Below are 23,864 nucleotides of genomic sequence, written 5' to 3'. Positions count from 1 at the left end.
GTCGTTCTAGCCCACTATTGCCGGGGCTGCTGCGCAGCCCTTTCGCGGCACAAGGCCGCTCCTACAGGGATCGCACGTACCTGTAGGAGCGGCCTTGTGCCGCGAAGGGGCCCGAGGATCACTCCAGGTGTTCAGGCTTGATCGGGTCGCCCGATTTCACATCCAACTTGGTGCGAATGTCTTCGAACATATAGTCATACAGCTTGTGCGGCGAGCCGAGGTTCTCGAACTTCTTCGGTGGCGGCAGGTACGACTGGGCCTTGCGGCTCAACTGCATCAGAAAGCTCGGCAGCACCTGGTCCTTGGCCAGGAAGAATTTCTCATCGACGGTCTTGCCCTCGATGTGGCCGTGCATGCGGAACTGGATACCTCTGCCTTCCTTGGGGTCGGTCGCCGCCTCGTATTCGATATTGAGGTCGTAGCTGTGGTCGTTCGTGTTCAGCGCCGTGCGCTCGATATGCACGTGACCGGGTTGATACTGGGCCATGGCGGAATCCTCCGGAAGGTTGAAAACGGCGGGCGCCAGGCACCCGCCAACTGCATTCAACGGTAGCTGATACCGGGCTTCTGCGTGGAAACCCGGGTGCCGGCGGTGCCCTTGACGATGTCCTCGATATTCTCCAGCGAGCTGATCACCGCCACCTTGCCGGTGTGGCGGGCGAAATCGCAGGCCGCCTGGACCTTCGGCCCCATGGAGCCGGCGGCGAAGCCCAGCCGTTCAAGCTCGTCAGGGTGCGCCTGGGCAATGGCTTTCTGGGTCGGCTTACCCCAGTCGATGTACGCCGCGTCGACGTCGGTGGCGATGATCAGCAGGTCGGCGTCCAGCTGTTCGGCCAGCAGCGCCGAGCACAGGTCCTTGTCGATCACCGCCTCGATGCCCTTGAGCTTGCGATTCTCGTCATACATGGTGGGGATGCCGCCGCCGCCGGCGCAGATCACGATGCTGCTTTTTTCCAGCAGCCACTTGATCGGGCGGATCTCGAAGATGCGCTTGGGTTTCGGGCTGGCCACCACGCGGCGGTACTTGTCGCCGTCGGGCTTGACCACCCAGCCTTTCTCCTTGGCCAGGCGCTCGGCTTCGTCCTTGGCGTAGACGGGGCCGATGAACTTGGTCGGGTCCTTGAACGCCGGGTCGTTGGCGTCCACTTCGACTTGCGTGAGCAGGGTGGCGAAGGGCACCTCGAAGGCCAGCAGGTTGCCCAGTTCCTGTTCGATCATGTAGCCGATCATGCCTTCGGTCTCGGCACCGAGCACGTCCAGCGGATAGGCTTCGTCCGGCTTGTACGACAGCCCCTGCAATGACAGCAGGCCGACCTGCGGGCCGTTGCCGTGGGCGATGACCAGCTCGTTGCCGGGGTGGATCTTGGCGATCTGCTCGGTGGCGGTGCGGATATTGGCGCGCTGGTTGTCGGCGGTCATCGGCTCGCCGCGGCGCAGCAGGGCGTTGCCGCCCAATGCAACAACGATACGCATGGGGAATGTCCTTCTGATGGGTGACGCGGTCCTTTGTAGGAGCCGGCTTGCCGGCGAATGCGGTGGCCCGTTCGCCGGCAAGCCGGCTCCTACGCGGGGGTGCGTTGCGACCGGGTTACAGGTCGGCCAGTGTCGACACCAGGATCGCCTTGATCGTGTGCATGCGGTTTTCCGCCTGCTCGAAGGCGATGCAGGCTGGCGACTCGAACACGTCATCGGTCACTTCGATGCCGTTGGCCAGGTCCGGGTACTGCTCGGCGATCTGCTTGCCGACCTTGGTCTCGGAGTTGTGGAACGCCGGCAGGCAGTGCATGAACTTGGTGCGCGGGTTGCCGGTGGCCTTCATCAGTTCCTTGTTCACCTGGTAGGGCTTGAGCTGTTTGATGCGCTCGCCCCAGGCTTCGATCGGCTCGCCCATCGACACCCAGACGTCGGTGTGGACGAAGTCCACGCCTTTGACCGCGGCTTTCGGGTCTTCGGTCAGGGTGATGCGCGCGCCGCTTTCCTCGGCATATTTATGGCAGCGCTCGACCAGGTCGTCGTGGGGCCACAGGGCCTTGGGCGCGGCGATTCGCACATCCATGCCGAGCTTGGCGCCGATCAGCAGCAGCGAGTTGCCCATGTTGTTGCGGGCGTCGCCCAGGTAGGCGTAGCTGATGTCGTGCAGCGGCTTGTCGCTATGCTCGCGCATGGTCAGCACGTCGGCGATCATCTGGGTCGGGTGGTATTCGTCGGTCAGGCCGTTGAACACCGGCACGCCGGCGAACTTGGCCAGCTCCTCGACGATTTCCTGCTTGAAGCCGCGGTACTCGATGGCGTCGTACATGCGCCCGAGCACGCGGGCGGTGTCCTTCATGCTCTCCTTGTGGCCGATCTGCGAGGAGTTGGGGTCGATGTAGGTGACGTTGGCGCCCTGGTCATAGGCGGCGACTTCGAAGGCGCAGCGGGTGCGGGTGGAGGTCTTCTCGAAGATCAGGGCGATGTTGTTGCCCTTCAGGTGCTGCTGTTCGGTACCGGTGTACTTGGCGCGCTTGAGATCGCGGGACAGGTCCAGCAGGTAGCGCAGCTCGCGGGTGCTGTGGTGTTCGAGGCTGAGCAGGTTGCGGTTGTGGATGTTGAACGCCATGACGGTTCTCCTTGGATTCGGTGATCAGCCCGGCCGGCACCGGGTAGGTGCGGCCGGGGGATGGGCGTTTAGTAATCGATGGGGTCGCGGATGATCGGGCAGGTCATGCAGTGGCCGCCGCCGCGGCCCCGGCCCAGTTCGCCGGCGCTGATGGTGATGACCTCGACCCCGGCCTTGCGCAGCAGGGTGTTGGTGTAGGTGTTACGGTCGTAGCCGATGACCACGCCGGGCTCGACGGCCACCACGTTGTTGCCGTCATCCCATTGTTCGCGCTCGGCGGCGAAGCTGTTGCCGCCAGTCTCGACCACACGCAGCTTGACCCCCAACTGTTCGCCGACCACCTCGATGAACGACTTGTTCTCGCGGCGCACGTCCATGCCGTAAGGCTTGCTTTCGTCCGGGCGGATGATGAACGGCACGATCTCTCTCACCACTTCCGGGAAGACCGTGACCAGGTCGCGGTCGCAGAAGCTGAATACGGTGTCCAGGTGCATCGCGGCGCGGGATTTCGGCAGGCCGGCGACGATGACTTTCTCCACCGCGCCCTTGGCGAACAGGTTCTGTGCCAACTGGCCGATGGCCTGGCGCGAGGTGCGCTCGCCCATGCCGATCAGCACGATGCCATTGCCGATCGGCATCACGTCGCCGCCTTCGAGGGTGGCCTTGCCATGGTCCTTGTCGGGGTCGCCGTACCAGACCTGGAAGTCGGCGCCGGTGAATTCCTTGTGGAATTTGTAGATGGCGGTGGTCAGCAGGGTTTCCTGGCGTCGCGCCGGCCAGTACATCGGGTTGAGCGTGACGCCGCCGTAGATCCAGCAGGTGGTGTCGCGGGTGAACTGGGTGTTGGGCAGCGGGTCGAGCAGGAAGCTGGAGTGGCCCAGGTAGTCGCGGTACATCTTGATCACGCTGGCGCCTTCGCTGTCGGGCAGGTCTTCACCGGCCACGCCGCCGATCAGGAACTCGGCCAGTTTGCGTGGCTCCAGGCTTTCGAGCCAGCTGCGCACTTCGTTGGTGAGGCCGACGCCGACGGAGTCGGAGGTAATCTTGCGGTCGAGAATCCACTTCAGCGCTTCAGGTTGCTGGACGATGTCGGTCAGCAGGTTGTGCATTTCCAGCACGTCGACGCCGCGCTCGCGCATCTTGGTGACGAAGTCGAAGTGGTCGCGTTTGGCCTGGTCGACCCAGATCACGTCGTCGAACAGCAGTTCGTCGCAGTTGCTCGGGGTCAGGCGCTTGTGCGCCAGGCCCGGGCTGCAGACCATCACTTTGCGCAGTTTGCCGGCTTCGGAATGAACGCCGTATTTCTGTTTCTCAGTGGACATGGTGAATCCTCCTGTAAAGCGAAGTCGTGGTTCAGAGCGTCAGGAAGCCGTCGTACAGGCCGTAGGCCGCCACCAGGGCGCCCGCGACCACGGCGGCGAAGATCAGTTTTTCCACGTTGGTGAAGATCGGTTGGCCGACCTCGCGCTTGGCCTTGGCGAACAGGATCGCGCCAGGGGCATAGAGCAGGGCCGAGAGCAGCAGGTATTTCACGCCGCCGGCGTACAGCAGCCAGATGGCATACACCAGGGCGATGCCGCCGATGATCAGGTCTTTCTGGCGTTCGGCCAGGGCCTGTTCGTAGGTCTCGCTGCGCCAGGCCAGCAGGAAGGCGTAGGCCGCCGACCACAGGTAGGGCACCAGGATCATCGAGGTGGCGAGGTAGATCAGCGACAGGTAGGTGCTGTTGGAGAACAGGGTGATGACCAGGAAGATCTGCACCATGGCGTTGGTCAGCCACAGGGCGTTGGCCGGCACATGGTTCTGGTTCTCGCGGCGCAGGAACTCCGGCATGGTGTGGTCCTTGGCGGCGGCGAACATGATCTCGGCGCACAGCAGCACCCACGACAGCAGCGCCCCCAGCAGCGAGATGATCAAACCGACGCTGATCAGCACCGCGCCCCAGTGGCCGACCACGTGCTCGAGCACGGCCGCCATCGACGGGTTCTGCAGCTTGGCCAGTTCCGGCTGGGTCATCACGCCCAGCGACAGCACGTTGACCAGTACCAGGAACAGCAGCACGGTGACGAAGCCGATGACTGTGGCCTTGCCCACATCGGAGCGTTTTTCCGCACGGGAGGAGAAGATGCTCGCGCCCTCGATGCCGATGAACACCCACACGGTGACCAGCATCATGTTGCGCACCTGGTTCATCACACTGCCCAGTTCAGGTGTGCCCAGGGCCCAGATGTCGGCGGTGAACACATCGAGCTTGAAGGCGAACAGGCAGATCAGGGCGAACAGCGCCAGCGGCACGACCTTGGCCACGGTGGTGACCAGGTTGATGAACGCCGCTTCCTTGATGCCGCGCAGCACCAGGAAGTGCACCGCCCACAGCAGGATCGACGCGCCGATCACCGCTGCCGGGGTGTTGCCCTCGCCGAACACCGGGAAGAAGTACCCCAGGGTGCTGAACAGCAGCACGAAGTAGCCGACGTTGCCCAGCCAGGCACTGATCCAGTAGCCCCAGGCGGAAGAGAAGCCCATGTAGTCGCCGAAGCCGGCCTTGGCGTAGGCGTACACCCCGCCGTCGAGGTCAGGCTTGCGGTTGGCGAGGGTCTGGAAGACGAAGGCGAGGGTGAGCATGCCCACCGCAGTGATGGCCCAACCGATCAGCACGGCCCCAACGCCTGCGCTGGCGGCCATGTTCTGCGGCAACGAGAAGATCCCGCCGCCAATCATCGAGCCGACGACAAGTGCAACAAGCGCACCCAGTTTTAGTTTTCCGGGAGATTCAGACATTTAACGACTCCGTACCAGGAGAAAGTTGACCTCAGAATAAATCTGACGCCGGGGCCATTCGCTGATGTAGATCAGTTCATGCCAACATGAAGATCAGAAAAATCCCTCATGCGCCTCCTGGAGGATGCCGACAGCTTTGCTGCAGGCCTTGCGCACCGGCACCTCCATGTCATGCCTGGAGCAAACGCTCCGTGTTGCCTGCGAACTGTGAAGTTAGACCGTTTTAGGGTTTTCGCAAATTTTTCACAGTAAATAGCGACAGGTTTAGACCGAGCGTGAAGTATTCGACAACTGCGATTTTTATGAGGGGGATGCCATAGACATTCCGGTTATGAGTGCTATAGGTTTAATGGCTCGATTCGATAAAAAACTTGTAACAATAATGTTGGTAAATACGTTTACGCGCGCCCGCGCACGAGGACCCCATGAGCGAACCAGGACAGAAACTGCGCCTTGGCGCGCTCATCGCGCTGGTGGTCGGCTCGATGATCGGTGGCGGCATCTTCTCGTTGCCGCAGAACATGGCCGCGCGTGCCGACGTGGGGGCCGTGCTGATCGGCTGGAGCATCACCGCGGTGGGCATGCTGGCCCTGGCGTTCGTGTTCCAGACCCTGGCCAACCGCAAGCCGGAGCTGGATTCCGGGGTGTATGCCTACGCCAAGGCCGGCTTCGGCGACTACATGGGCTTCTCTTCCGCCTGGGGCTACTGGATCAGCGCCTGGCTGGGCAACGTCGGTTATTTCGTGCTGCTGTTCAGCACCCTCGGCTTCTATTTCCCGGTGTTCGGCGAAGGCAACACGCCGGTGGCCATCGGCTGTGCCTCGCTGCTGCTGTGGGCCGTGCATTTCCTGGTACTGCGCGGCATCAAGGAAGCGGCGTTCATCAACCAGGTGACCACCGTGGCCAAGGTGGTGCCGTTGCTGATGTTCATCGTCATCGCCGCCTTCGCCTTTCGCGCCGACATCTTCACCCGTGACATCTGGGGGCTGAGCAACCCGAAGTTCGGCAGCGTGCTGGAGCAAGTGCGCAACATGATGCTGGTGACGGTGTTCGTGTTCATCGGTATCGAAGGTGCCAGTGTCTATTCCGGGCGGGCGTTGCACCGCTCGGACGTGGGCAAGGCGACAGTGGTGGGTTTTCTCGGTGTGCTGGCGTTGCTGGTGTTGGTCAATGTGCTGTCGCTGGGGGTGATGACCCAGCCTGAGCTGGCGGGGCTGCAGAACCCTTCGCTGGCCTCGGTGCTGGAGCATATCGTCGGGCCCTGGGGCGCGCTGCTGATCAGCATCGGGTTGGCGGTTTCGCTACTGGGGGCGCTGCTGTCGTGGGCGCTGCTGTGCGCCGAGATCCTCTTCGCCACCGCACGCGACAAGACCATGCCGCGCTTCCTGGCGCGGGAGAACAAGAACCATGTGCCGGCCAATGCCCTGTGGCTGACCAACGTGATGATCCAGGGCTTCCTGCTGATCACCCTGTTCTCGGCGGGCACCTACACCAGCCTGATCTACCTGGCCTCGTCGATGATCCTGGTGCCGTACTTCTGGTCGGCGGCCTATGCGGTGCTGCTGGCGTTGCGTGGGGAGAGCTACGACGGGCAGGCCGGGCTGCGGCGCAAGGACCTGCTGGTGGCGGCGGTCGCGTTGTTGTATGCGGTGTGGCTGCTGTATGCCGGCGGGCTCAAGTACGTGCTGCTGTCGGCATTGTTGTATGCGCCGGGGGTGATCCTGTTTGCCCATGCCAAGCGCGAGCAGGGGCAGGTGTTGTTCACCGCCTGGGAGAAGCTGATATTCGCGGCGGTGCTGGTCGGTGCGGGATTGGCCGCGTACGCACTCTATTCCGGGCTGCTGACCCTGTAGGAGCCAGCTTGCTGGCGAAGGGCGCACCTCGGTGTACCGGGCAAGGCTGCGCCTTGCATTCGCCAGCAAGCTGGCTCCTACAGGGCGCGTTACCAGTTGGCCTTGGAAGAGCCAAGTTCACAGGCGCCCAAGGCCCAGCTCAGCCGTGCGCCCCCCACTTTCAGCGGCCCTTTGATCCGTCGCGCGTCACCCCAGGGTGTATGCTCGACATGCGGGTCATGATCGTCGGTCGACTCCGGCGCCAGGGGCAGGTCCTCGTCCATCGTCCCGTGTTCCACCAGCAGCTTGGCCGTACGCGCCAGCGACAGCCGCGAGCGGCAGCCCTGGCCGTTACGCAGCCGCTCGCCCAAGGCTCGAATCGCTTCGGCGGCCATCAGGTACCCCGTCCCGTGGTCCAGTGCCTGCACCGGCAGCGGCACCGGTCGGTCCGCCTGCTGCCAGCGCATGCCGGCGCGGGCGATGCCGCTGCTCATCTGTACCAGGCTGTCGAAACCGCGGCGGTCCTTCCAGGGGCCGCTCCAGCCATAGGCATTCAGGCTCACGTCGATCAACCCGGGGTTCAACTGGCGGCGCCGCTCAGCGCCCAGGCCGAGACGCTCCAGCGCGTCGGCACGATAACCGTGGACCAGCACATCGGCCTCGGCCAGTAACTGCTCGAATATTCGACGGCCTTCGCAGGTGTGCAGGTCAAGGTGTGCACAACGTTTGCCGAGGGTCACTTCGGCGGCGACAGCCGGCTCTTTCCAGCCTGGCGGGTCGATACGCAGCACGTCGGCACCAAAACCCGCCAGCAGCCGGGTGGCAATGGGGCCGGCGAGGATGCGGGTAAGGTCCAGCACCTTGATGCCGGCCAGCGGCCTGGCTTCGCTGCCGTGCCAGGGCTGGCGCGGTCCGGCGAAGGTTTCGCGCAGGATCAGCGGCTCTGCGTTCACGGCCCTGCCCTGGGGGTGTTCAGACCATTCCAGCCAGCCGCGCATCCGCGCCGCGCAACCACCGGCCTCGACCACGGCGGCTTCCAGCGTGTCAGCGTCCCACTGCGCCACGCGTTTGGTTACGCTGGCGCGGTCGCTCACCGAGCCGAGCACGCTCAAGGCGGCGGCGCGGTGATGCGCGGCATTGGTGTGCAGGCGAATCCAGCCGTCACGGGCCGGGTAGTCGCCGGCGATGGCATCCCACAGGGGCGGTGGCTCCCAGCCCTGGGGGCGCAGGCTGGTGGCGAACCAGAAGGAGGCCAGGCGCCGGTCGACGCGGACCAGCGGACAGCTGTCCCGCTGGCCTTGCAGCAGGTTGGCCAGGGCCAGGCCGGCGGCGGCGATGCTGGCCGAGGCCAGGCCGGTCACGGCGAACACCGAGGGTAGGGTACCGATACCTTGCCAGCGCACGGCGGCAGGATCGAGGGTCAGGGAATGGGCGATGGTCTCGAGCAAAGGCTGCATGCAGGATCCTCCTTCGTGGATCCAATTGCAGTACATCCTGCGCCGGGGCGCAAATGCTCAGCGTTGCAGTTCGGCGGCAGCGGGTGTGATGGGGCGCTCGGGGCGCGACCAGATCCACAGGTTGCCGAGGGTCATGCCGCCGATGGCGAGGAACACCGGCCAGCGGTGGTCGAGGAAGGTCAGCATCAGCCCTGCGCACAGCAGCATGCTGATCGTGGCGCTGACTTTCGCCCGGCGTTGGATCACCTTGCCGTTGCGCCAGTTGTACAGGATCGGGCCAAACAGGCGGTGGTTTTCCAGCCATGCTGAAAGTCGCGGCGAACTGCGGGTGGCGGCCCAGGCGGCGAGGAGGATGAACTCGGTGGTGGGCAGGCCGGGGATGACGATGGCAATAAGGCCGACCCCCAGGCTGACATAGGCCAGGATCGCGTACAGCAGGCGGGACAGTTTCGAGCGGGCGATTCGGGTCATGGTCTCACGGCAACGGTGTGGCCGCCCGAGGGCGGCCGGGTAAAGCGTGTCAGGCCAGTGCGGCATCGGCGGCGTAGGCGTGCTTGAGCAGTTCGGTGAAGCGCTCGAAGGCGGCGACCGCGCCACGTTCGGCGGCGGCTTCCTCTTCAGCCGACAGCGCCAGGCCGTCGAGGATGCGGGTGAACTGCTTCCAGCCTTCGGCGCGGCCACCGGCCGGTTCGCCCAGGTGACGGGCACCGAAGCTGTCGGACAGCTCGAGGGCAACGGCACGCTTGATCAGGAACGCGGCGCCCAGTTTGGAGCCTTCGGAGACGAAGATCCAGCCCATGGCCTCACCCAGGCTTGGCGACTGCAGGGCACCGGCGACCGGGGCGGGGACTTCGGTGTCGAGGTCGGCCAGGTCCAGGCGCGCTTGCTCGGCGCGGCAACGCTCGGCCAGGTCGGGGACGATGGCGATCAGTTGCGGGTCGTTGTACAGCGCCTGCAGTTCGGACTGGAACAGGTACTGGGCGACCACGAAGCGGGCGAAGCTCTCGCGGGTGTCGAACGGCTTGTGCGACTTGACCAGGGCATCCAGCTCGGTGTGTGGGGCGTGGGTGATCTGGTTGAGGCGCTGGGAGCGCAGGGCGGCGCGCTCGGAGGAAGGGGCGTTCATGGGGCATCCTTGGAAAATGGGGCGTCTAGTGACAAGACGAAACAGAAGACGCGGGACAGTAAAAAAACCTCACCTGCGAAGTGAAATCATTCTCATGAATCGGTGTCAGGGTCGTCGCGCATTGATTTGGCGTGGCCTGTGTAGGAGTGGCTTCAGCCGCGATCACCCGCGAAGCGGGTGCCACGCAATGTGGTGCCTGCATCGCGGCTGAAGCCGCTCCTACAACCGCTGACTTCAGCCGATCAGATATCCCACACCAGGTTGATGGCGAAGTTACGCCCCGGCATGGTCAGGCGATCGAGGTTGGCCGGTTGGGTCACGCCCGCTTCGCCCAGCGCGTCGTAGCCACGCACGTCATCCCACTGCCAGTACTTCTTGTCGGTCAGGTTGTACAGGCCGGCGTTGACGGTGATGTCGTCGGTCACCTTGTAGTAGCCGGTCAGGTCCAGCACGCCGTAGCCCGGGGTGCGGAACTGCTTGCTGGCGCCATCGGGAGCGAAGAAGGTGGTGTCGTCGACGCGGTCCTTGCGCTTGACCAGGGTCCAGCTGACCAACCCGCCGTAGTTCTGCTGCTCATAGCCCAGGCCCAGCACCGCGGTCAGCGGGTTGACGCTGTTCAACGGCTGGCCGGTGTCGTCGTTGCGGCCACGGGCGTAGGCCAGCGAGCCCTGGGTGTACAGGCCTTGCGCGGCACCGAAGTGATCGAGGTTCAGGCGGCCCTTGAACTCGGCGCCCTTGATGGTGGCGTGCTTGATGTTGTTGGCCTGGAAGGTCGAACCGAGGTTGGCCGACTGCACGGCGTCCTCGTTGATGAAGTCGCGGTACTTGTTGTAGAACACCGCCACGTCGAAGTTGCCAGCCTCGAAGTTGCCGCGCAGGCCGGTCTCGTAGCTCTTGCTCTTCTCCGGTTCCAGGTTCGGGTTGGGCTCGACGCTGTAGCCGAGGGTCGGGTTGTCGAAGCGCCCGTACATGGCCTTGGCGGTCGGGGTGCGGAAGCCTTCGGCGTACTGGCCGTACCAGGTGTAGTTGTCGTTGAAGGCATAGGTGACGCCGAACTTGGGCGACACGCGGTGCCATTTCTTGTCCGAATCGTCGATGCTGCCTGGCGCCGCGCCGGTGCCCTGGATACCGCGCAGGAATTCGGCGGTCATCTTCGGCTCCATGCGGGTGTAGTCGTAGCGCGCGCCTGGCAGGAAGGTCCAGTTGTTCCAGCGGATTTCGTCCTGGGCAAACAGGCTGTAGGTGTTCACGGTCGGGTCCGGGAAGTCGCTGACCAGCACCTGGCCGTCGCTCGGGCTGTTCTGGCCGATGCCACGGCAGCTGCCACCCACGTTCAGGCAGGTGCCGGTGCCGCTGCGCGAACCGGTGACCTTCTCATGCTTGAGGGTGGTACCGTAGGTCAGCAGGTGCTCGGTGGCGCCGATGCTGAAGGCCTTGTCGAACTGGCCATCGAACACCCACTGACGGTCCTTGTAGGTGGTCTGGCGGTCGCGGAACACCTGGCGGCCGCTGGCGAAGTACAGTTCGTCGGTGCGCTGGTCGGTCTTGGCGATCTGGTAGTTCAGGCTCCACTTCACATGGTCGGCGACCAGGCTGTCGAGGCCGAATTCGTGGTTGATGCCGAAGCGCTCGCGGGTGACGGTGTCGTTGCCCTGGCGCATGCGGTACATGTTCGAGGCGCCACGGCCCGGAATGAACGGGCCGCCCACGGCGCTGAGGATGTTCTGGTCACGGTCATCCTTGTAGTGCTCGTAGGTGAAGCCCAGGCGCGCGTCGTCGGCGTAGTTCCAGCCGAGCTTGGCCAGCACGTTGGTGGTGCGCACGTCTTCGGGGTTGGCTTCGCTGCGGTCCAGGCCGGTGCCGCCATGTTCGCCGTACGATTCGGTCTCGTGGCCATTGCGCTGGCTCAGGTGCAGCAACCCGTCGAAATCGCCCTGGCGGCCGGCAACGGTGGCGGAGGTCAGCCAGCTTTCGTCGGCGGAGCTGTAGCCGGTCTTCAGGCGCGCACCGACATCCTTGCCAGGTTTGATGATGTCGTCGGGGTCGAGGGTGAAGTAGCTCACCGCGCCACCGATGGCGTTGCTGCCGTACAGCACCGAGGCCGGGCCACGGAGGATCTCCACGCGCTTGACGATTTCCGGGTCGACGTAGTTGCGCTGGGTCTGGGCGTAGGGGCCGTAGAAGAAACTGTCGGGGATCGACACGCCATCGACCTGGGTAAGGATGCGCTCGCCGTCGATGCCGCGGATGTTGTAGCCGTTCAGGCCGCTGCGTTGGCCGACGCCGCCGACCGAGACGCCCGGTTCGTAGCGCACCAGTTCCTTGATGTCGTTGACGTTCTGCCGGTCCAGCTGTTCACGGGTCTGCACGCTGACGGTGCTCGGCACCTGGCTGACGTCCTGGGCGCTGCGGGTGGCGCTGACGGTCACCTGTTGCAAGGCGATGGCATTGCCGGCGGCCTGGCGTTCGAGCACCACATTGCCGTTGCCGATCTTGCGGTAGCTCAAGCCGGTGCCGCGCAACAGGCGTTGCAGCGCCGCCTCTGGTGCCAGCGCGCCTTGCACGCCGGGCGACGCCACGCCCTCGGCCAGCTCCGCGCTGAACCCGACCTGCCAGCCGGTTACCTGGCTGAAGGCGTTGACGGCCGACACCAGTGGTTGCTGGGCGATGGCGAAACGGTAGTCGCCCATGCGCGGGCTGCTCGCCTGGGCCGGCTCGGCGGCCAGTGTCGGCAGGCTGATGGCGCCGCAGGCAAGCAGGGCCAGGGTCAGCAGCGACAGTTGCCCCCGACGGCGGGAAATGAAGGACGGGCGGGTTTGACCAGTGGACATCGAAAGCGCTCCCTGTCGCGCGAAGGGTTATAGGCAGTGGCTGTTCTCGTTTTCGAACGAGAATCAATCGTATTGGCTATAACGAGACGGGCGAGGGAAGGTGATCGCGTAAAAAAACTTTCAGGTCAGTTGAGAATCACCAGCGCGGGGTATTCGTGCAGCTGCGCCGAGGTGATATGGGCGAGGGCGCGCAGGGTTTCCAGGGGTTGGTCGAGGCGGTAGTTGCCGGTGACGGCGACCTGTTCGAGGCGTTCGTTGTGGTTGATGATCCAGCCGGGGTAGTAACGGCGCACCTCGGCGAGCACCTGGCTCAAGGGGCAGTTCTCGAACACCAGGCGGCCCTCGATCCAGGCCAGCTCCTTGCGCAGGTCCGGGCGCTGGCGCTGGCCGAAGCCGTCGGGGCCGACGCTAATGCTGTCGCCGGCGCTGAGGCGGATGCGCTGGTCGCTGGCCGCCTGCAAGTCGACATCGCCGCGTTGCACGCGCACCTGGGCCTGGCCATCGAGGTAGCGCACGGCGAAGTCGGTGTCGCGCACACTGGCGCGCAGCGGGCCGGCCTGCACTTCCAGTGCGGGTTGGCCGCCATCGGACACCTGGAAGTACGCCTCGCCCTGCAGCAGGCGGGCTACCTGGCGCCCGTCGCGCACATCGCTGGCGAAGGCCGAATTGGTGTTGAGCAGGACCTTGGCGCCATCGTCCAGCTGCAGGCGCTGGCGCTCGCCGACCACGGTCAGGTGGTCGGCCTGCAGGCGCACCGGCAGGTTGCCGAAGGTGAACAGCCCGACCAACAACATGGCCGCAGTGGCCAGGGGCTTCCAGTGACGGCGCAGGCGCCCGCCGATCGAGTGGCGCCGCTGCTGGTGCAACTGGCCGGCGGCCTGGCGCAGCGGCGCACCGTTCCACAGGGCCTCGGCCTCAACGTACGCCTCGGCGTTTTCCGGCTCGGCGCCGAGCCACTGTTCGAAGGCCTGGGTATCGCTTGCGTCGGCGCACTGCAGGCGGATCAACCAGTCCATCGCCTCTGCGCGGGCACGGGCGCGGGCGTCAGGCGCGGCGGCGGTCGGGCGAGGGGAGGGCTGGTCGGTCACGGAGGGTCCTTGCGGCGAGCATTTTTGCGCATGATCAGTGCAGACCCGATGCATGGCAAGGGCTTTGCGCGGGTGGACTGGCGAGCGGTGCTGTCACTGGTGCCGGTCGGCCACGCCCATGCAGATGGCCATGATCAGCTTCAGTTCCTTCTGCACCGTGCTGGCCGAGACGTCCAGTTGCTCGGCGATCTCCAGGTAGCTGGCACCGTGCAGGCGGCTGAGGATGAAGATGCGCTGCTGGCGCTCGGTCAACTGGCCGAGGCTTGCGCTCAGGTGTTTGAGCAACTGTTCGGCGTGGGCGGCATCTTCGCTGCTGCCTGCTGGGGCGGCGACGTTGTGCAGGACCTGGTCGGGGACATCGTCGATCAGCGTGCGGGCCTGTACCCGGCGGGCGCGCAGATGGTCCAGGGCGAGGTTGCGGGCGGTCTGGAAGACAAAGGGTTCCAGGTGCTCGATGGGGCGTTCGCCCAGGGCGCGGGTAACCCGCAGGTAGGTTTCCTGCAGCAAATCCTCGGCGGTGCTGGGGTTGCCCACCATGCGTTGCAGGGTGCGCAGCAGGCTGAGGCGCTGGTTGAGGAAGACTGAGTTGAACCGGGACTGACTCACGGGGAAACCTGACCGCTTTGGGGTGAATGATAATGCTTATCATCCATGCTTCAGGTCAAGTGAGGAATTGTCATGAACGGGTAAAGGTCGCGGCCGAGGCTCAATTCTGCGGGATGTGTTGACTGCACGGGCCCCTTCGCCGGCAAGGCCGGCTCCTACAGGTTTCGCGCCGGCCGTGGGGGTAACGCCGTCCCTGTAGGAGCCGGCGTTGCCGGCGAATGCGGCGGTGGTCTCACCGACGCTCTCGCGGTAAAACCCACAGATACCGTGTACTCACTTCGCGTTGAACAACGCCAGGCAGTTGTCCAGCATGCGGTTGGAGAAGCCCCACTCGTTGTCGTACCAGGCCAGCACCTTGAGCATGCGGCCATTGGCGCGGGTGTGGTTGGCGTCGAAGATCGACGACAGCGGGTTGTGGTTGAAGTCGCACGACACCAGCGGCAGCGCGTTGTAGCCCAGCACCCGGGAGTGGCGGCTGGCTTCGAGGAACACCTGGTTCACCTCCTGCGCCGTCACCTCGCGCTTGAGGTTGACGGTAAGGTCGACCAGCGACACGTTGATCACCGGCACCCGTACTGCCATGCCCGTCAGCTTGCCGGCCAGTTCCGGCAGCACCAGGCCCACCGCCTCGGCGGCGCCGGTCTTGCTCGGGATCATCGACTGGGTGGCCGAGCGCGCGCGGTACGGGTCGCTGTGGTAGACGTCGGTGAGCACCTGGTCGTTGGTGTAGGCGTGGATGGTGGTCATCAGGCCCTGCTCGATGCCGAACTCGCGGTGCAGCACCTGGGCGATCGGCGCCAGGCAGTTGGTGGTGCAGGAGGCGTTGGAGATGACCTGGTGCGAGGCGCGCAGCACGTCGTGGTTCACCCCGTACACCACGGTGGCGTCGGCGCCCTTGGCCGGCGCGCTGACGATCACCTTGCCGGCCCCCGCGGCCAGGTGCGCGGCAGCCTTGGCGCGCTCGGTGAACAGCCCGGTGCATTCGAACACCACGTCGATGGCCAGGGCTTTCCAGGGCAGCTCGGCGGGGTTGCGGATGGCGCTGACGGCGATGCGGTCGCCGTTGACGGTGAGGCTTTCGTGGTCGGCCTCGACCGTGGCGTCGAAGGTGCCGTGGACGCTGTCGAACTTGAGCAGGTGGGCGTTCATCGCGCTGTCGCCCAGGTCGTTGATGGCGACGACCTGCAGGTCCTGACGGTAGCCGTGCGTGTAGAGTGCACGCAGGATGTTGCGTCCGATGCGACCGAAGCCGTTGATGGCGATGCGAAGGGTCATGGCGTTACCTCTGGCAGTCAGGTGAAGCCTGTGGCACAAAGAGTAGCTTCACTGAAACGGTTTTGTTGTTGGAATTACAAGATTATTCATCGAGTGATAGAAAACAAGCCTTTTTGCTGGCAGTATTTTGTTTAAACATACAACGAGTGGTCGGGTCAGCCCCTCTTCGAACATGCCAGGCACCTCTCTCTAGAGCCTAGGTCGCAATCGTTTGGAGGGAAAATGCCCGGTGAGACCGCCCTTACCGTTAGCCTGGAGTCCAGTACATGCACCCGCGCATCCTTGAGGTCACCGAACGGCTGATCGCCCGCAGCCGCCGCACCCGTGAACGCTACCTTGAGCTGATCCGCGGCGCGGCCAGTGACGGACCCATGCGCGCCAGCCTGCAGTGCGCCAACTTCGCCCATGGCGTGGCCGGTTGCGGCGGTGAGGACAAGCAGACCCTGCGCCTGATGAACGCCGCCAACGTGGCCATCGTCTCGGCGTACAACGACATGCTCTCGGCGCACCAGCCGTATCAACACTTCCCCGAACAGATCAAACAGGCGCTGCGCGACATCGGCTCGGTAGGCCAGTTCGCCGGTGGCGTGCCGGCCATGTGCGATGGCGTCACCCAGGGTGAGCCGGGCATGGAGCTGGCCATCGCCAGCCGCGAGGTGATCGCCATGTCCACCGCCATCGCCCTGTCGCACAACATGTTCGATGCCGCGCTGATGCTGGGCATCTGCGACAAGATCGTCCCCGGCCTGATGATGGGCGCGCTGCGCTTCGGCCATTTGCCAACCGTTTTCGTGCCAGGCGGGCCGATGGTCTCGGGCATCTCCAACAAGGAGAAGGCCGACGTGCGTCAGCGCTACGCCGAGGGCAAGGCCACCCGCGAGCAACTGCTCGAGTCGGAGATGAAGAGCTACCACGGCCCGGGCACCTGCACCTTCTACGGCACCGCCAACACCAACCAGCTGGTGATGGAAGTGATGGGCCTGCACCTGCCCGGCGCCTCGTTCGTCAACCCTTACACGCCGCTGCGCGACGCCCTCACCGCCGAGGCCGCGCGGCAGGTCACGCGCATGACCAAGGCCAGTGGCAACTTCATGCCGATCGGCAAGATCGTCGACGAGAAGGCGCTGGTCAACTCGATCGTCGCCCTGCACGCCACCGGCGGCTCGACCAACCACACCCTGCATATTCCAGCCATCGCCCAGGCCGCCGGTATCCAGCTGACCTGGCAGGACATGGCGGACCTCTCCGAAGTGGTGCCGACCCTGTCCCACGTCTATCCGAACGGCAAGGCCGACATCAACCACTTCCAGGCCTCGGGTGGCATGGCTTTCCTCATCCGCGAACTGCTCGACGCGGGCCTGCTGCACGAGGACGTCAATACCGTGGCCGGGCATGGCCTGCGCCGCTACACCCAGGAGCCGTTCCTCGAGGATGGCCAGCTGGTCTGGCGCGAGGGCCCCAAGGACAGCCTGGACGAGAGCATCCTGCGCCCGGTGGCGCGGCCGTTCTCGCCGGAGGGCGGCCTGCGGGTGATGGAGGGCAACCTGGGCCGTGGCGTGATGAAGGTCTCCGCCGTGGCGCGCGAGCACCAGGTGGTGGAGGCCCCGGCGCGGGTGTTCCACGACCAGCAGTCCCTGGCCGATGCATTCAAGGCTGGCGAACTGGAGCGTGACTTCGTCGCCGTGGTGCGCTTCCAGGGGCCGCGTTGCAACGGCATGCCTGAGCTGCACAAGCTCACGCCGTTCCTGGGCGTGCTGCAGGACCGGGGCTACAAGGTGGCGCTGGTCACCGACGGGCGGATGTCCGGTGCCTCGGGCAAGATCCCGGCGGCCATCCATGTATGCCCCGAGGCCTTCGACGGAGGCCCGCTGGCGCGGGTGCGCGATGGTGATATCGTGCGGGTCGATGGTGTCGAAGGCACGCTGCGGATCATGGTGTCGGCCGAGGAACTGGCCAGCCGTGACCTGCCCGAAGCGCCCAAGGGTAACGACCTGGGCTGCGGGCGCGAGCTGTTCGGCTTCATGCGCGTGGCGTTCAGTTCGGCCGAAAAGGGCGCGAGCGCCTTCACTTCGGCTCTGGAGCACCTTGAATGAAAGCCCTGCTGGTCGGCGATATCGGCGGTACCAATGCACGTTTCGCCTTGTGGCGGGAAAACGAGCTGCAGGCGGTCCAGGTGCTGGCGACCGCCGACTACACCAGCCCTGAGCAGGCCATCGAGGCCTACCTGGCCGACCAGGGCATCGCCCGTGGCGGCCTGGCGGCGGTGTGCCTGGCGGTGGCCGGGCCGGTGGGCGGCGACGAATTCCGCTTCACCAACAACCATTGGCGGCTGAGCCGCAGCGCCTTCTGCCAGACGTTGCAGGTCGAGCGGCTGCTGCTGATCAACGATTTCTCCGCCATGGCCCTGGGCATGACCCGGCTGCGCGATGGCGAGTTCCGCGAGGTCTGTGCCGGTCAGGCCGACCCGTCGCGCCCGGCGCTGGTGATCGGGCCCGGTACTGGCCTGGGCGTGGGCAGCCTGTTGCGCCTGGGCGGGCACTGGCTGGCGCTGCCGGGGGAGGGTGGGCATGTCGACCTGCCGGTGGGCAATGCCCGCGAGGCGGCGATCCACCAGGAAATTCATCGGCAGATCGGTCATGTCAGTGCCGAGACGGTGCTCAGTGGCGGTGGGCTGGTGCGGTTGTACCAGGCCATCTGTGCACTCGATGGCGCCACGCCGACGCACAAGACGCCAGCGCAGATCACCGACGCGGCCCTGGCTGGCGAGCCTCGGGCCTTGGCGGTGATCGAGCAGTTCTGCCGGTTCCTCGGGCGGGTGGCGGGCAACAATGTGCTCACCCTGGGCGCTCGGGGTGGGGTGTATATCGTTGGCGGGGTGATTCCGCGGTTTGCCGAGCTGTTCCTGGGCAGTGGCTTTGCCACGAGTTTTGCCGACAAGGGCTGCATGAGCGGGTATTTCGCCGGGGTGCCGGTGTGGCTGGTGACGGCGGAGTTTTCCGGGTTGCTGGGGGCGGGGGTGGCTCTGCAGCAGGCGCTGGATCATTGATCGCTGGGGCCGCTTCGCGACCCTTTCGCGGCACAAGGCCGCTCCTACAGCCGATCGCGTACCCCTGTAGGAGCGGCCTTGTGCCGCGAAAGGGCTGCAAGGCAGCCCCAACAGCAGACAGCAAGATCTGCGATTAACAGAGGAAGGACCATTGTGACCACTGCCGGCAAATCGATCCTGATGGTCGACGATGACCAGGACATCCGTGAACTGCTGCAGACCTACCTCGCCCGTTCCGGCTTCCAGGTGCACGCCGAAGCCGACGGCCAGGGCTTCCGCCGTGCGCTGGACACCAGCCCCTGCGACCTGGTGATCCTCGACGTGATGCTGCCCGACGAGGACGGCTTCAGCCTGTGCCGCTGGGTGCGCCAGCACCCGCGCCTGTCTCGGGTGCCGATCATCATGCTCACCGCCAGCTCGGACGAGGCCGACCGGGTCATCGGCCTGGAGCTGGGTGCCGACGACTACCTCGGCAAACCCTTCAGTCCGCGGGAATTGCAGGCACGGATCAAAGCCTTGCTGCGCCGCGCCGAGTTCGGCCAGGCCGCGCCGGCCAGCGCTGTACTGGCCTTCGACGACTGGCGCCTGGACACGGTCAGCCACCGTCTGTTCCACCGCGACGGCGAAGAGGTGATCCTGTCCGGTGCCGACTTCGCCCTGCTCAAGCTGTTCCTCGACCACCCGCAACAGATCCTCGACCGCGACACCATCGGCAATGCCACCCGCGGCCGCGAGCCGATGCCCCTGGACCGCATCGTCGACATGGCGGTCAGCCGCTTGCGCCAACGCCTGCGCGACACCGACAAGCCCCCGCGATTGATCCGCACCGTGCGCGGCAGCGGCTACCTGCTGGCGGCCCATGTCTGCCTCGCCTAGCGAGCGGCGCTGGCGCCTGCTGCCACGCTCGCTGCTGGGGCGCATGCTGCTGCTCACCTTGCTGGTGGTGCTGCTGGCCCAGGGGCTGTCGAGCCTGATCTGGGTAGCACAGCTGCGCGCCAGCCAGTTGCAGGGCCTGCGCGCCAGCGCCAGCAGCCTGGCCCATTCGATGAGCGCCAGTGTCAGCTACTTCCGCTCGCTGCCGGTAGGCTATCGGCCCATGGTCCTCGATCAGTTGCGCAGCATGGGCGGCACGCGCTTCTTCGTCTCGCTCAACGTCAAGCCGCTGGAGATGCCGGTGTTGCCGGTCACCCCGCGCAAGCAGGCGGTGATCGACGTATTCCAGCAGGTGTTGCACGAGCGCCTGGGGCAGCAGATGGAAATTTCCGTGGCCTTCGTCAGCCCGGACGACCTCCGTATCTTCAACAGCGGGCTGAAGCTCGATGAGCTGCCGCGCTCGTGGGCGCATTACTCGCTGACCCTCGAGCCGCTCAATCCGCCGGTGCTGGTCACCCAGATCCGCCTGGACGAAGGTGAGTGGTTGTATATCGCCTCGCTGCTGCCCGAGCCCTACACCAGCCTCGAGGCCGAACGCCTGCCGCGCCAGCAGATCGGTTTCATCGCCCTCACTACCACCCTGCTGCTGCTGTTCATCGGCCTGCTGGTGCACTGGCAGAGCCGGCCACTCAAGCGCCTGGCGCGGGCCGCGCGGGAAATGTCGCTGGGCGCGGACGTGGCGCCGGTGGCCGAGGGCGGCGGCAGCGAGGTGGTCGAAGTGGGGCGGGCGTTCAACAGCATGCGCGAGCGCATCAGCCGTTACCTGACGGAGCGCGCCCAGTTGTTCAGCGCCGTGTCCCATGACCTGCGCACGCCGATCACACGCCTGCGCCTGCGGGTCGAACTGTTGGAGGATGAACAGGTGCAGGCCAAGTTCAACCGCGACCTGGATGAGCTGGAGCTGCTGGTCAAGGGCGCGTTGCAGTGCGTGAAGGACACCGACATCCACGAGAACATCGAGCCGATCGACCTCAACCAGGTGCTGGAGATGCTTGCCGAACCCTACGTGGGTGATGGTCGCATTACCGTCGAGGGCAGGGCCTTGTCACCTTATCCGGGCAAGTCGCTGGCCCTGCGTCGCTGCATCGGTAACCTGATCGACAATGCCATCAAGTATGGCGAGCGGGCGCACCTGCGGATTCTCGACAGCGCCGAGAGTTTCGTACTGCAGGTCGATGACCAGGGGCCGGGGGTGCCGGAGCAGCGCCTGGAACAGGTGTTCGAGCCGCACTTTCGCCTGGCCGGGCAGCAGCAGGGGTATGGGCTGGGGTTGGGAATTGCGCGCAACATTGCCCATAGCCATGGCGGGGAGGTGAGCCTGCTGAACCTGCGCGAGGGTGGGTTGCGGGTAACCTTGTACCTGCCCCGTACCGCCGATTGAGAAAGGTTGACACGATTCCCTGTAGGAGCGGCTTCAGCCGCGATGCAGGCACCGCTGTGCCCTGCACCCGCGTTGCGGGTGATCGCGGCTGAAGCCGCTCCTACAGGTCACCATCCAGTGACAAATCGGCAGGCCTTCGTGACATGCCAGCCAGGACGGCTGGCTAGAATCCGCTGACAACAACAAGGAAGGTCGTCCCATGACCCACAGCTGGCTCGATTCCCCGGTCCATCACACCTGGCTCGCGACAGAAGCCCTGCGCCTGCTCGACTTCGCCAAGGCCTCGCGCCTGCCCGAAGGCTTCGGCAACCTCGACGATGAAGGGCGCCTGCCCCGTTGCGCCATCGCCGAAACGCTGACCACCGCGCGCATGACCCACAGCTTCGCCCTGGCGCATATCCAGGGTGTGCCGGGCTGCCTGGGGCTGGTCGAGCATGGTGTCGCCGCGCTGCAAGGGCCATTGTGTGACGCCGACTTCGGCGGCTGGTTCTCCCATCCGCACGGCCAGCGCGGCAGTGACAAGGCCGCCTACCTGCATGCCTTCGTCGCCTTGGCCGCCAGCTCGGCAGTGGTGGCCGGTGTCAGCGACGCCCAGGCGCTGCTGGAGGACGCGGTCGAGGTTATCGAGCAGCGTTTCTGGCGCGAGGAGGAGGGCGCCCTGTGCGAAACCTTCGCCCGCGACTGGCAGCGGCCGGAAGCCTACCGCGGCGCCAACAGCAACATGCATGGGGTCGAGGCGTTCCTCGCCCTGGCCGACGTGACCGGTCACTCGTTGTGGCTTGAGCGCGCCCAGAGCATCGTCGAGCGGCTCATCCTCAGCCAGCCCACCACGGATGGTCTGCGCGTCACCGAGCATTTCGACCAGCACTGGCAGGCCCTGCCGGACTACAACCGCGACAACCCCGCCGATGGCTTCCGCCCCTACGGCACCACACCTGGCCATGCCTTCGAATGGGCACGCCTGCTGCTGCACCTGGAGGCTGCCCGCGAGCAGGCCGGCCTGCCCGTGGCGAAGGGCCTGGCGAGCGCCGCCAAGGGCCTGTTCGACAGCGCCTGCCGCCATGCCTGGCAGGTCGATGGCGCGCCGGGCCTGGTCTACACCCTGGACTGGCGCAACCGCCCGGTGGTGCGCGAACGCCTGCACTGGGTGCATGCCGAAGCCTGCGCCACCGCCGCCGCTTTGCTGCGACGCACGGGCGAGGCGCAGTACGAACGCTGGTATCGCTGCTTCTGGGACTTTATCGGCGAACACTTCATCGACGGCGCCCATGGCAGCTGGCACCACGAACTCGACCCGGCCAACCAGCCCAGTGCCCGCATTTGGGGTGGCAAGCCGGACCTCTATCACGCCTACCAGGCCCTCCTGCTACCACGCCTGGCGCTGGCCCCTAGCTTGGCCACGGCGCTGGCTTTGTAACCAGATGATGACAATCGCGCATCCGTTCGTTACCTGAGGCGGGGCGCGAGGTCCTTACACTCGATGCAAAGCAAGCGACAGTCTTGCCACGCATAACAACAAGAAAGGTATTCCCATGAATTCGACGCTTCGTCTCGCCGCTGCAATTTCCCTCGCCTCCCTCTATTCCCTCAGTGCCCATGCCGCCGACTCCAAAGGCAACGTGGAGGTCGTCCATTGGTGGACCTCCGGCGGTGAAAAGGCCGCTGTCGACGTACTCAAGGCCCAGGTCGAGAAAGACGGTTTCACCTGGAAGGACGGCGCCGTGGCCGGTGGTGGTGGCGCTACCGCAATGACCGTGCTCAAGAGCCGCGCCGTGGCCGGCAATCCACCGGCCGTTGCCCAGATCAAGGGGCCTGACATCCAGGACTGGGCCGCCACCGGGCTGCTGGATCCCGATGTCCTGAAGGACGTAGCCAAGGCAGAGCAGTGGGACAGCCTGCTCGACAAGAAAGTCGCCGATACCGTGAAGTACGACGGTGACTATGTGGCTGTGCCGGTGAACATCCACCGCATCAACTGGCTGTGGATCAACCCCGAGGTGTTCAAGAAGGCCGGCATCGACAAGGCGCCGACCACCCTCGAGGAATTCTATGCGGCCGGCGACAAGCTCAAGGCCGCCGGTTTCATCCCGCTCGCCCACGGTGGCCAGCCGTGGCAGGACAGCACCGTGTTCGAGAGCGTGGTGCTCTCGGTGATGGGTGTTGATGGCTACAAGAAAGCCCTGGTCGATCTCGACAAGGGCGCCCTGACCGGCCCCGAGATGGTCAAGGCGCTGACCGAGCTGAAGAAGGTCGCTACCTACATGGATGCCGACGGCAAGGGCCAGGATTGGAACCTCGAAGCCGCCAAGGTCATCAACGGCAAGGCCGGCATGCAGATCATGGGCGACTGGGCCAAGAGCGAATGGACCCTGGCGAAGAAAACCGCCGGCAAGGACTACCAATGCGTGGCCTTCCCAGGCACCGACCAGGCGTTCCTCTACAACATCGACTCGCTGGTGGTGTTCAAGCAGAACAACGAAGGCACTGCGGCGGGGCAGCAGGACATTGCCAGGAAGGTCCTGGGCGAGGACTTCCAGAAGGTGTTCAGCATCAACAAGGGCTCGATCCCGGTGCGCAACGACATGCTGGCCGACATGGGCAAGTACGGTTTCGACGCCTGTGCCCAGGCCTCGGCCAAGGACTTCCTGACGGACGCCAAGTCCGGAGGGCTGCAGCCGAGCATGGCGCACAACATGGCGACCACGCTGGCCGTGCAGGGGGCCTTCTTCGATGTGGTGACCAACTACATCAACGACCCCAAGGCTGATCCAGCGGATGCGGCGAAGAAGCTCTACGCGGCAGTGAAGGCGGCTCAGTAGGAGCGGCTTCAGCCGCGATGCAGGCAACGCGGTGTCCGTCACCCGCTTCGCGGGTGATCGCGGCTAAAGCCGCTCCTACAGGGCTATGTG

The 23,864-nt window shown here is 65.2% G+C and carries 19 protein-coding genes; 7 read left to right on the top strand and 12 right to left on the bottom strand.

What is annotated here, in order from left to right:
- Positions 1-118: 118 nt before the first annotated feature.
- The 5 genes from NGM28_RS15940 to arcD (NGM28_RS15920) form a co-directional block, all read right to left on the bottom strand.
- Positions 119-487, bottom strand: a complete 369-nt coding sequence (locus NGM28_RS15940) for a DUF5064 family protein (RefSeq protein WP_011535485.1) — start codon at positions 485-487, stop codon at positions 119-121.
- Between the two features lie 56 nt (positions 488-543).
- Positions 544-1,473, bottom strand: a complete 930-nt coding sequence (arcC, locus tag NGM28_RS15935; RefSeq protein WP_240065517.1) for a carbamate kinase — start codon at positions 1,471-1,473, stop codon at positions 544-546.
- Positions 1,474-1,588: 115 nt separating this feature from the next.
- Positions 1,589-2,599, bottom strand: coding sequence for an ornithine carbamoyltransferase (locus NGM28_RS15930; RefSeq protein WP_110738301.1), 1,011 nt, complete (start codon positions 2,597-2,599; stop codon positions 1,589-1,591).
- A gap of 68 nt (positions 2,600-2,667) precedes the next feature.
- On the bottom strand, positions 2,668-3,921 hold the full coding sequence (arcA, locus tag NGM28_RS15925) for an arginine deiminase (RefSeq protein ID WP_252090735.1): 1,254 nt from the start codon (positions 3,919-3,921) through the stop codon (positions 2,668-2,670).
- Between the two features lie 31 nt (positions 3,922-3,952).
- The gene (arcD, locus tag NGM28_RS15920; protein ID WP_252090734.1) at positions 3,953-5,380 is read right to left on the bottom strand and encodes an arginine-ornithine antiporter; all 1,428 of its coding nucleotides are present in this window, start codon (positions 5,378-5,380) and stop codon (positions 3,953-3,955) included.
- A gap of 425 nt (positions 5,381-5,805) precedes the next feature.
- On the opposite strand from arcD (NGM28_RS15920), the gene arcD (NGM28_RS15915) reads away from it, so the two are divergent.
- Positions 5,806-7,233, top strand: a complete 1,428-nt coding sequence (gene arcD, locus NGM28_RS15915) for an arginine-ornithine antiporter (RefSeq protein ID WP_252090733.1) — start codon at positions 5,806-5,808, stop codon at positions 7,231-7,233.
- Between the two features lie 89 nt (positions 7,234-7,322).
- Here the strand turns inward: arcD (NGM28_RS15915) and NGM28_RS15910 are convergent, their stop codons facing one another.
- The 7 genes from NGM28_RS15910 to gap all read right to left on the bottom strand — a co-directional run bounded on the left by NGM28_RS15910 (position 7,323) and on the right by gap (position 15,595).
- Complete coding sequence (locus NGM28_RS15910) at positions 7,323-8,669, bottom strand: CoA transferase (protein WP_252090732.1); 1,347 nt, start codon at positions 8,667-8,669, stop codon at positions 7,323-7,325.
- 57 nt (positions 8,670-8,726) lie between these two features.
- Positions 8,727-9,140, bottom strand: a complete 414-nt coding sequence (locus NGM28_RS15905) for a YbaN family protein (RefSeq protein ID WP_252090731.1) — start codon at positions 9,138-9,140, stop codon at positions 8,727-8,729.
- 49 nt (positions 9,141-9,189) lie between these two features.
- Positions 9,190-9,795, bottom strand: a complete 606-nt coding sequence (locus tag NGM28_RS15900; protein ID WP_240065523.1) for a biliverdin-producing heme oxygenase — start codon at positions 9,793-9,795, stop codon at positions 9,190-9,192.
- Between the two features lie 242 nt (positions 9,796-10,037).
- A complete protein-coding gene (locus tag NGM28_RS15895; protein WP_240065524.1) occupies positions 10,038-12,626 on the bottom strand; it encodes a TonB-dependent receptor in 2,589 nt (862 codons plus the stop codon).
- Between the two features lie 125 nt (positions 12,627-12,751).
- Complete coding sequence (locus NGM28_RS15890; RefSeq protein ID WP_252090730.1) at positions 12,752-13,714, bottom strand: FecR family protein; 963 nt, start codon at positions 13,712-13,714, stop codon at positions 12,752-12,754.
- 93 nt (positions 13,715-13,807) lie between these two features.
- The gene (locus NGM28_RS15885) at positions 13,808-14,320 is read right to left on the bottom strand and encodes an RNA polymerase sigma factor (RefSeq protein WP_240065526.1); all 513 of its coding nucleotides are present in this window, start codon (positions 14,318-14,320) and stop codon (positions 13,808-13,810) included.
- 273 nt (positions 14,321-14,593) lie between these two features.
- Positions 14,594-15,595, bottom strand: a complete 1,002-nt coding sequence (gene gap / locus NGM28_RS15880) for a type I glyceraldehyde-3-phosphate dehydrogenase (RefSeq protein WP_240065527.1) — start codon at positions 15,593-15,595, stop codon at positions 14,594-14,596.
- A gap of 266 nt (positions 15,596-15,861) precedes the next feature.
- Here gap and edd point away from each other — a divergent pair, with 266 nt between their 5' ends.
- The 6 genes from edd (at position 15,862) to NGM28_RS15850 (ending at position 23,774) form a co-directional block, all read left to right on the top strand.
- Positions 15,862-17,688 (top strand): phosphogluconate dehydratase, encoded by a 1,827-nt coding sequence (edd, locus tag NGM28_RS15875; protein ID WP_252090729.1) that lies wholly within the window; start codon positions 15,862-15,864, stop codon positions 17,686-17,688.
- Complete coding sequence (locus tag NGM28_RS15870; protein ID WP_252090728.1) at positions 17,685-18,641, top strand: glucokinase; 957 nt, start codon at positions 17,685-17,687, stop codon at positions 18,639-18,641. Before edd ends, NGM28_RS15870 begins: the two co-directional genes overlap by 4 nt.
- Positions 18,642-18,821: 180 nt before the next feature.
- Positions 18,822-19,517: a two-component system response regulator GltR gene (gltR, locus tag NGM28_RS15865; RefSeq protein WP_286089010.1), complete on the top strand. Its 696-nt coding sequence runs from the start codon at positions 18,822-18,824 to the stop codon at positions 19,515-19,517.
- The gene (locus NGM28_RS15860; RefSeq protein WP_252090726.1) at positions 19,501-20,955 is read left to right on the top strand and encodes an ATP-binding protein; all 1,455 of its coding nucleotides are present in this window, start codon (positions 19,501-19,503) and stop codon (positions 20,953-20,955) included. Before gltR ends, NGM28_RS15860 begins: the two co-directional genes overlap by 17 nt.
- A 199-nt stretch (positions 20,956-21,154) precedes the next feature.
- On the top strand, positions 21,155-22,372 hold the full coding sequence (locus NGM28_RS15855) for a D-mannose isomerase (RefSeq protein ID WP_252090725.1): 1,218 nt from the start codon (positions 21,155-21,157) through the stop codon (positions 22,370-22,372).
- 115 nt (positions 22,373-22,487) lie between these two features.
- On the top strand, positions 22,488-23,774 hold the full coding sequence (locus NGM28_RS15850) for an ABC transporter substrate-binding protein (RefSeq protein WP_252090724.1): 1,287 nt from the start codon (positions 22,488-22,490) through the stop codon (positions 23,772-23,774).
- The last annotated feature ends 90 nt before the right edge of the window (positions 23,775-23,864 follow it).

Source organism: Pseudomonas sp. MWU13-3659 (assembly GCF_023757525.1).
Lineage (GTDB): Bacteria > Pseudomonadota > Gammaproteobacteria > Pseudomonadales > Pseudomonadaceae > Aquipseudomonas > Aquipseudomonas entomophila_E.
The sequence above is the reverse complement of the archived record's forward strand: the minus strand, read 5'-3'. Positions and strand labels throughout refer to the sequence as shown.

Coding starts and splice junctions, on each gene's coding strand:
- NGM28_RS15940 (WP_011535485.1), bottom strand. CDS start 487: ATGGCCCAGTATCAACCCGGTCACGTGCATATCGAGCGCACGGCGCTG.
- arcC (WP_240065517.1), bottom strand. CDS start 1,473: ATGCGTATCGTTGTTGCATTGGGCGGCAACGCCCTGCTGCGCCGCGGC.
- NGM28_RS15930 (WP_110738301.1), bottom strand. CDS start 2,599: ATGGCGTTCAACATCCACAACCGCAACCTGCTCAGCCTCGAACACCAC.
- arcA (WP_252090735.1), bottom strand. CDS start 3,921: ATGTCCACTGAGAAACAGAAATACGGCGTTCATTCCGAAGCCGGCAAA.
- arcD (WP_252090734.1), bottom strand. CDS start 5,380: ATGTCTGAATCTCCCGGAAAACTAAAACTGGGTGCGCTTGTTGCACTT.
- arcD (WP_252090733.1), top strand. CDS start 5,806: ATGAGCGAACCAGGACAGAAACTGCGCCTTGGCGCGCTCATCGCGCTG.
- NGM28_RS15910 (WP_252090732.1), bottom strand. CDS start 8,669: ATGCAGCCTTTGCTCGAGACCATCGCCCATTCCCTGACCCTCGATCCT.
- NGM28_RS15905 (WP_252090731.1), bottom strand. CDS start 9,140: ATGACCCGAATCGCCCGCTCGAAACTGTCCCGCCTGCTGTACGCGATC.
- NGM28_RS15900 (WP_240065523.1), bottom strand. CDS start 9,795: ATGAACGCCCCTTCCTCCGAGCGCGCCGCCCTGCGCTCCCAGCGCCTC.
- NGM28_RS15895 (WP_240065524.1), bottom strand. CDS start 12,626: ATGTCCACTGGTCAAACCCGCCCGTCCTTCATTTCCCGCCGTCGGGGG.
- gap (WP_240065527.1), bottom strand. CDS start 15,595: ATGACCCTTCGCATCGCCATCAACGGCTTCGGTCGCATCGGACGCAAC.
- edd (WP_252090729.1), top strand. CDS start 15,862: ATGCACCCGCGCATCCTTGAGGTCACCGAACGGCTGATCGCCCGCAGC.
- NGM28_RS15870 (WP_252090728.1), top strand. CDS start 17,685: ATGAAAGCCCTGCTGGTCGGCGATATCGGCGGTACCAATGCACGTTTC.
- gltR (WP_286089010.1), top strand. CDS start 18,822: ATGGTCGACGATGACCAGGACATCCGTGAACTGCTGCAGACCTACCTC.
- NGM28_RS15860 (WP_252090726.1), top strand. CDS start 19,501: ATGTCTGCCTCGCCTAGCGAGCGGCGCTGGCGCCTGCTGCCACGCTCG.
- NGM28_RS15855 (WP_252090725.1), top strand. CDS start 21,155: ATGACCCACAGCTGGCTCGATTCCCCGGTCCATCACACCTGGCTCGCG.
- NGM28_RS15850 (WP_252090724.1), top strand. CDS start 22,488: ATGAATTCGACGCTTCGTCTCGCCGCTGCAATTTCCCTCGCCTCCCTC.